Origin of the sequence: Sphingorhabdus sp. (genome assembly GCF_046596595.1) — a bacterium.
In the GTDB taxonomy this organism is placed as follows: Bacteria; Pseudomonadota; Alphaproteobacteria; order Sphingomonadales; family Sphingomonadaceae; genus Sphingorhabdus_B.
The window spans coordinates 1-8,163 of sequence record NZ_JBKJMB010000117.1 but is presented as its reverse complement, the minus strand read 5'-3'; the positions used below and the strand labels follow the sequence as shown (position 1 = coordinate 8,163).

Sequence of the window (8,163 nt, the reverse complement as noted above, 5' to 3'; positions counted from 1 at the left end):
GGCAAGTCGTAGTTCACTTTCCACGTATCGGTTATTCGATCGAAAGCTAATTCTTGGCTCGGTTCAAACCGATATTTCAAACACGAGGCCCGCCCTTCGCCAATCTACGCCGCGATTTTTTCCAAATGTCCGGACGACGGACAGCGGCCCGTTATCCACTTGATCGATGACAGCAGCCCCATGTTCGCGCCACGCCGGACAATTGACGTCACCTGCGCCGCAGTTGCGCAGCTGGCAGTGGCTCAAAAATTCTAAGATATTTTTGCTCGAATTATGAATGTGAATGGCGTCTAGCCGTCCAAGACAGCGCGTGCGCAAAATACCGCGACATTCATTCATCGGTCATACTAGAAAATGTAGGTACGATTAGAGTAAGTGTAATCGGAATGTACCAACCGAAAAGAGAGATATTTGATGATTGATTTTAGAAACAGATGCCGATCGGCAATGGGCATCTTGTTGTTGGTTGTTGGCGGATTTTCCGGGTCGGCCAGTGCGGCAACTGATCAAGGGAAAAAGGCATGTGTGCAAGAAGCAAAAAGGCTATGTCCCGCCGCGATGAAATCAATGAGCCGAAAAGAGGTCGAAACCTGCATGATTACTAAGATTGCCGAAACTTCCGCTGTTTGCCATGCAGCAATGCTCAAAATTAAGGTGCAGCGCGAAGCTGCAATGAAACGATAACGGGTTTAGCTGGTTCGTACGGGAAGCATTTCTAGATTAAAACCTAACCTAAAGCAGTGTTGCGTTGAGGCCTCCGAATTACCCCACCATCCAATCAATCCAAAATATCTGTCATAAAACAGCTATTTGTTCCAAGACAAATACTGGATCAGGATGCAACACAAGACAACATGACAGGTTGATTAATCTAGCGGTAGCGACTGCTTGGTGTAAGGCCAAATCATGAAAGAGCCCGAATTGACCAGTGCCGGCCTAAAAACTTGGTTCGGATTTGTTGTCATGTGTGTCGGAATGTTCATGGCCATTCTCGATATCCAAATCGTGGCAACCTCGCTCCCCACGATCCAACAGGCGCTACAAATCAAGCCTAATCAAATGATTTGGATTCAAACTTCATATCTTACTGCCGAGGTGGTAGCGATACCGCTTACCGGCTTCCTCACTGCGCGGCTGGGGATGCGATGGTTGTTCGTATCTGCCGTGACGCTTTTTACGCTTGCATCAATCGGATGTGCCCAAAGTAGCGATTTCACCAGTCTGATTTTGTGGAGGATCATTCAAGGTTTTGCAGGCGGAACGCTCATTCCTGGCGTTTTCGCTGCTGTGTTCCTCCTGTTTCCTCCCCGGTCGCAAGGATTAGCGACAACCATAGCAGGGGTAGCTGCAGTGCTTGCCCCTACGATTGGGCCCATCGTTGGCGGCTGGCTAACAGAAACTTATTCTTGGCACTGGCTATTCCGAGTTAACATCATTCCCGGAATGCTTGCCGCGATCGGGGCTGCGGTCGCCCTTAACTCCCCGGCTGCAAATGAACGATCGTCGCGCTCGATAGACTTATTTGCGTTGGTGATGTTAGCGGGGGCTCTCATTACGTTGGAAATTGGATTGAAAGACGCGCCCACGTTAGGCTGGGGTTCTGTTCGCGTGATGATACTAATGACATTTTTTCTGGGATTTTCCGTAACATTTGCTGTCCGAACCTGGCGTGCAACGAACCCATTGGTTGAACTCCGCTGTTTTGCTGATCAAAATTTCACGATCGGGTGTCTGCTCAGTGTAATTCTTGGCATTGGCCTGTTTGGCTCGACCTATTTAATGCCATTTTTTCTTGGGTTGGTTCGTGAACATGGAGCGCTCGAGATCGGCGAAATAATGTTAGTCACCGGGATCGCCCAACTGGTCACTGCACCAATAGCGGTGTTCCTGGAGAAACGAGTGGATGCCCGAGCACTCACAATGTTCGGTTTCGCGCTGTTTGCCGCAGGAATGCTTATGAGTATGCGGCAAACTGCAGATACTGATTTCGCCGAAATGTTAGTTCCGCAAATTATGCGAGGAGCTGCCGTCATGTTTTGCTTGCTCCCGCCAACGCGTATGGCTTTAGGGCAGATGCCCTCCTCGTTAGTGGCAGATGCCAGTGGTTTGTTTAACCTTATGCGAAATCTTGGTGGAGCCTTCGGTCTCGCGCTAATCGACACTACAATCTTCAGTCGTGCCGACATCTATAGCCGTACTATCGCAAATCAGCTGCGCGCAGGAAATATTTCGGTTGCAGAAAGTATCGGAATACCTCGCGATGCGTTTCTCGAACAATTGGGCGAAGTTCCAGACGAATTTACTACCGAAATGGTGCGCCCGCTCGTGGAGAAAGCTGCATTGGTTCATGCCATTAACGACGCATGGATGTTCATCGGAGTGATAACTGCGCTTGCGCTCATCCTTTTGTTATGGGTGCGACGACCAAGCGAGCTAAATTTCGAAGATCCAATGCATCTCTATGATGCAACCTCTCTAAGCTGAATACCCCGTTGTTCGTCTGGCGACCAAATAGCCATCGAAGCAACGCCTAAATGGATTGCGCTCGTTGATCCACTAACAGCGGCACCACCCGGAACTATGCTTGGAAGGCGCCTATTTATAGCTTGTTCAACGGCCGAAGTTTTGCTGGCAGTGGGGCTACCAAAGGTCACATTTTAGATTCTGATTGAGCCAAAGCACTATAAATAGGTAAACCCAAATATCGAGCCCTTGGCGACTTTGGGAACCTTCCCGGTGAACGCCGTTTGCTTGGACGATTGCAGCGCCAAATTATTGATAATTATGTGACATCTGTGTTGAAACAATCACCTTCGTAATGCCGCGGTCGTAGGTACGAATACTATAGGCGGCACCATATTTTTTACTGATTTAACTATCGATATCATTCGACAGAATTATGAGTGTGTCGCCACGGCACGATCGCGGGGCCGTTTGCTAAACAAACAATTTGGGAATTTTGATTTAGCCTTTAGTCCGGGGTGAACACTTTTGGCGGTCAAAAGAAATTGTCATCCTATGATGAGCTACGGTAGTCGTTGGAGGAATGGCACCTCAAGGAATAGCGATGACTGATTCTGACGAAAATTTTATGTTGCAAGCTATTGCACTTGCCAAAACCAAGGGAACGGATCCTTCTGACACACCAATCGCGGCCATTATTGTGCGGAACAGGGTCGTCATTTCAACGGCAGTGAACGAAACCGCAGATAACAATGATGCAACGGCGCACGCGGAAATTGTTGCAATTCGCCGCGCTGGTGCTGCTTTGGGTAGCGCAGATCTGGGCGATGCAACGTTGTATTCAACATTGCAACCTTGTGGCATGTGCAGCCTTGCCTCCATATGGGCCAATATCGGCCGGATCGTCTATGGCGCTGCCCGCAACCAAGTCCACGAAATGTATTTTGAAGACCGGACATTAAGCACGATGGATTATATCTCGGACGCTTACAAAGATGACCTAGCGCTAGAAGGGCCTTGCTTAGGTGCAGAATGTGCGAAGCTTTATTACGGGCCGAACGATGATGTTCCAGAAGCCAAGCAGGCAAACAAATAGCACTGCAGCAAAAATGGGTGTTCGAAGCTTCGTTAATCAAAAAATATCGACAACCGCATGACATCGCTCTGCCGTTAATTGACATCGATATTGCCGTGTCCGCAACGGCAGCGTTCAGCCCATAGTAACCAAAGTCGACGTCGAATTTGGCCCCTTTACCAATCCAGCTCCCACTCACAAAGCTGCCGCCTAGCGGGCTAATCGCGGGTGGCGAAACCTGCCCGTCCTTGCCGGCTTCGACTAACCGCATTCGGCTGTCTACGAATAACGTCGTGGACCTTGCATGCATTGGCTCAAAGCTTATCGTGCGGCCAACACACTGGGAGATCTCGAAATGAAACGCCGTCTTTTGCTCTGCACTGCTATTATCGCGTTATCGATTTCCGCTGCGCCCGCGTTCGCAGAGTCCGCACTTGATTCCGAAACCAAAGCCGCATCGACCAAGCCGAAGTTTGAAACCTGGGGTTTTGACATGACCGCCATCGACAAGAGTACAAAGCCGGGCGACGACTTCTTTCAATATGTGAACGGCGCATGGGTCGCGCGCACCGAGATTGCAGCGGATAGAACTTCCGCCGGCGTCGGTGTCGATCTGACCAATCAGGCCGAACTAGATGTCCGGGCAATCGTCGAAGACTTGTCCAAAACCAAGACCAAGCCCGGCACCGTCGCGCAACAGGTCGGCGATTATTACGCAAGCTGGATGGATGAAGCTAAGGTTGAGGAGCTGGGTACCAAGCCCCTCAAGCCATATCTCGACTATGTCTGGGCCATCAACGACAAGACCGGGTTAATCAAGGCGTTTGCCCGGAACGGCTATTCGGCGCCTGCAGGCGCAGGCCCTATCCCAGATCTTGCCGACCCGACCCGCTATACAATTGCCTTGGGCCAGGGCGGACTGGGGTTGCCTGACCGCGACTATTATCTGCTCGAAGGTGAAAAATATGACGGCTACCGTTCTGCTTACAAAAAATACATCGTCACGCAGCTAACCAGCGCAAGCATTGCTGATGCGGAAGCCAAGGCAGACGGTATTTTCAATCTCGAGGTCGAAATCGCCAAAACGCATTGGACCAAGGTCGAAAGCCGCAATATCGCGCGGTTGAACAACCCTAAGACGCTCGAACAGATTATCGCACTGGCACCGCAATATGATTGGAAGTTGTTCTTTGCCGAAGCAAAGATTCCGGCGATGCCGACTTATCTATTTGCCAATGACACGGCAATTATCGGTTCGGGCAAACTGATCGACAGCGTTCCTCTGGCGACGTGGAAGGACTATCTGGCCTTTCACTTCATCAGCGACCACGCAAACGCGCTGCCCAAGAAGTTCGACCAAGCGAGCTTCGATTTCTTCAACAAGACGCTCAACGGCCAGCCCGAGCAACGCGCCCGCTGGAAACGCGGCATCAGCCTGATGAACGGGGCGTTAGGCGAAGCGATCGGCCAGACCTATGTCGAACGTCACTATCCGCCTGCCAGCAATGCGCAGATGAATGAGCTGATTGCCAATTTGCGCGCTGCTTTTGAATCACGTCTGGCCAAGCTAAGCTGGATGGATGACGCCACGCGCGAACAGGCGCTGGCGAAGCTTGCCGCGTTCGACCCGCGTGTCGGCCACCCAAAGAAATGGATCGATTACTCGTCGCTAAAAATCGAACGTGGCGGTCTGCTCGGAAACGTAATGCGTTCCGGTGATTTCTTCAACGATCTACAATTATCGCGTGTGCCCAAGCCCGTTGACCGCGACCTGTGGGCAATGACGCCGCAGACGGTGAACGCTTATTACAACCCGCTGGCGAACCAGATCACATTCCCGGCAGCCATCCTGCAGGCACCCTATTTCGATCCTAATGCAGACGCGGCTGTCAATTACGGTGCAATCGGCGCGGTGATCGGCCACGAAATCGGCCACGGCTTCGATGATCAGGGCAGTCAATTCGACGCGACCGGCAAGTTTCGCAACTGGTGGGGTCCGGAAACAAAGGCCAAATTCGAGGCGGCGACAGGAAAGCTGACCGCACAATATGACCAGTTCGAACCACTGCCCGGGCTGCGCGTCAACGGCAAGCTGACGCTTGGTGAGAATATCGGCGACCTTGGTGGGCTGCAAATGGCCTACACTGCCTATCAAATTTACAAGCAGAAGAATGGCGAACCGCCAGTAATCGACGGGTTAACCGGCGACCAGCGCTTCTTTCTCGCCTTTGGGCAGGCATGGCGCGGTAAGCAAAGGGACGAGGCACTCCGCACACAAGTGCTGACCGACCCGCACAGCCCACGCGTCTATCGTGTGAATGGAACGTTGCGCAACTTTGACGAATGGTATCAAGCGTTCGGCGTCAAGCCCGGTGACAAAATGTATCTCCCCCGCGAAGAGCGCGTTCGAATCTGGTAAGCTTGGTGCTGTTTTCTCCGATTTCATGAGATCGGGGAAGCTTTTGGCCTTACTGCGAACCTCGGTATTTTTCAGCCTGACGACATAGTGTATTGAAAGCGACATTCGAGCAGTCCGAACGGCGGCTTAGTCGGATATTGTAGACTGGTTACTCTTGAGGGATGACCGCATCTTAATAGTCATTTACTGTGGTGGCTCGGAAAAGGAGTCGGCGCTGTTGGCTATGTCATGCGTAGGGCCTGAGCCCTAGCATATCAGGCCGCAATTACCCGCCTGATGGGATCAGGGTGATTTCGGTTTGACGCCCGTCAATGTAGCGCACGCTGGTACCGTCAAAGAAAGCGTTTTCTTCCGCTCGGAAATCCACGCGCTGGCCGCCCCACTCGGCTACATCGGCGTAAGACGTAAGTTCGATTGACCATGCAGTATTGGCATTAACTATGCCGCTGCCGCGCGGATCGGCGTTCTGGTTGTCCCAAAAACCAATAGACGGGCCCGCCCCGTGTCCATGTAAACCAATGGGGTGCGTATAGATCGATGGATCGAGCCCCGCAGCCAGGGCTTCTGCCCTCGCGAGCGCCAATACCGTATTCCCGCTACGCCCGACCGCGAAATGCCGGCTAAGAATATCCTGCACCCGATTGCTGTTCGCTAGCCCCCGTCTGAGGCCTGCAGGTGCATTTGTCTCGCCAGGCTTCAACACATAAGCGAGGTGTTGCGTATCGGTATTCAGCCTAAGATATGTAATGCCGAAATCTGTCCACAACAGATCGCCCGGCTGAATGACTTCGGCGCCTTCCAGCATGCCCTTTGTGCCTTGCCGTTGGATCGCAACCGAGGGGTGGAACCATGGATCAAGGCCCAATTGAAGCAGCCGCTCGCGGTACCACCATTGCACCTGCTCTGCTGTCGTCACGCCCGGAGTAATAACTGCCCTCGAAAACGCTTCGCCGATCACTGCATGGGCGGTGCGCACGATTGCTGGGTAGAGTTCCATCTCGGCAGGAATGCGGGTCTCAAGCCAGCGGATTGCGAGCGTTTCGCCGCTGACAATCCGCTGCCGTAAAGGGATGGGCAGTGCGGCAACGAATTTGTTATACTGACTGAGTGTGAGGCCGTCGGCAAATTGGTAGAGGTCAGATGTGTTAATCGCAATTTTTGCAGGATCGCGCGCGGCGATGATGTCTGCGACCGACTGCCACTGATCAGGCTGTTTGCTCGGGTCCCAAGCGGGTACGAACAAACCTCCAAGCCCATAACGGCTGACAGTCAGGCGCTCGATGGGCTTTCCATCACCCGGATCGTGAAAGATCAGGATTGTACGGCGCCGCGCGTGCATATTTTCAGCATCGAGCATCGAAGCAACGACGGGCTCCTCAAAATACTCGCGGGCAACCAGCAACCACAGGTCGATGCCCTGTTCGCGCATGATTGTGGGAACGATCGCGTCAAGCCGCTGGGCCAAAATCCGGTTTTCGACCGCCGCCCTTTCGCGCGCGGTTAAGATAGTGGGAAGCGCGGGTGCCGAAACTTCGGTTTCGCGCATGGTCATCAGTGAAGGCGCAGCGACAGCAGGTAGTGTGACCGAGGCCATAAGCAGCGTCGCCCCGAATGATATGCCCTTTGCCACCCTGCTGTCCCCAGTCAAATGTTTAACTGACACTGGCCGGACGCGGCGCAAGGATCAAGCGCGAAGTGCTGGTGACTGGAACGATGGCGTACCGAACAGACCTGCGCCGACATAATTTCGCTAGAAGATGGCCAGAAGAGGAATGGTCGCGGCGGTCTCACGCGCAACTATGCTCTGGTCAATCGGAATTTGCGGAATGCATCGCAGACATGACGGGCAGTTTTCGTTGGCGCCATCGTATATCAAGCGTTAGTTGCCGATTATGAATGGGAACTGCTGGCAATTCTGGGTTGATCGCGGTGGCACATTTACTGATGTCATTGCGCGTTCGCCTCATGGCACCATTCAAACCATCAAGCTGCTATCCGAAGATCCCGAGAAATATAAGGATGCAACAATTGCGGCGATCTGCAAGGTTACGGGCATCGCATCCGGGCCGTTCCCGCCGCTTGAAGTACGCATCGGCACAACAGTCGCGACCAATGCGTTACTGGAGCATAAGGGGGAGCCAACGTGCCTTGCTATTACACGGGGTTTCGGAGACGCCCTGCGGATAGGCTACCAGGAACGGCCAAA

At 52.8% G+C, this 8,163-nt stretch carries 6 protein-coding genes; 5 read left to right on the top strand and 1 reads right to left on the bottom strand.

Annotated features, from left to right (window positions below; translation table 11 throughout):
* The first annotated feature begins 414 nt into the window (after positions 1 to 414).
* From ACLL9E_RS11620 to ACLL9E_RS11605, 4 genes are all read left to right on the top strand, one after another.
* The gene (locus ACLL9E_RS11620) at positions 415 to 684 is read left to right on the top strand and encodes a hypothetical protein (RefSeq protein ID WP_411291897.1); all 270 of its coding nucleotides are present in this window, start codon (positions 415 to 417) and stop codon (positions 682 to 684) included.
* A gap of 222 nt (positions 685 to 906) precedes the next feature.
* Complete coding sequence (locus tag ACLL9E_RS11615) at positions 907 to 2,484, top strand: DHA2 family efflux MFS transporter permease subunit (RefSeq protein WP_411291896.1); 1,578 nt, start codon at positions 907 to 909, stop codon at positions 2,482 to 2,484.
* A gap of 583 nt (positions 2,485 to 3,067) precedes the next feature.
* The gene (locus ACLL9E_RS11610; protein ID WP_411291895.1) at positions 3,068 to 3,559 is read left to right on the top strand and encodes a nucleoside deaminase; all 492 of its coding nucleotides are present in this window, start codon (positions 3,068 to 3,070) and stop codon (positions 3,557 to 3,559) included.
* 334 nt (positions 3,560 to 3,893) lie between these two features.
* Positions 3,894 to 5,957: a M13 family metallopeptidase gene (locus ACLL9E_RS11605; RefSeq protein WP_411291894.1), complete on the top strand. Its 2,064-nt coding sequence runs from the start codon at positions 3,894 to 3,896 to the stop codon at positions 5,955 to 5,957.
* A gap of 265 nt (positions 5,958 to 6,222) precedes the next feature.
* Here ACLL9E_RS11605 and ACLL9E_RS11600 read toward each other — a convergent pair whose 3' ends face one another.
* Positions 6,223 to 7,587 (bottom strand): M24 family metallopeptidase, encoded by a 1,365-nt coding sequence (locus ACLL9E_RS11600; RefSeq protein ID WP_411291893.1) that lies wholly within the window; start codon positions 7,585 to 7,587, stop codon positions 6,223 to 6,225.
* Between the two features lie 262 nt (positions 7,588 to 7,849).
* On the opposite strand from ACLL9E_RS11600, the gene ACLL9E_RS11595 reads away from it, so the two are divergent.
* Positions 7,850 to 8,163, top strand: a 314-nt coding sequence (locus tag ACLL9E_RS11595) for a hydantoinase/oxoprolinase N-terminal domain-containing protein (RefSeq protein WP_411291892.1), incomplete at its 3' end; no start/stop codon positions are given.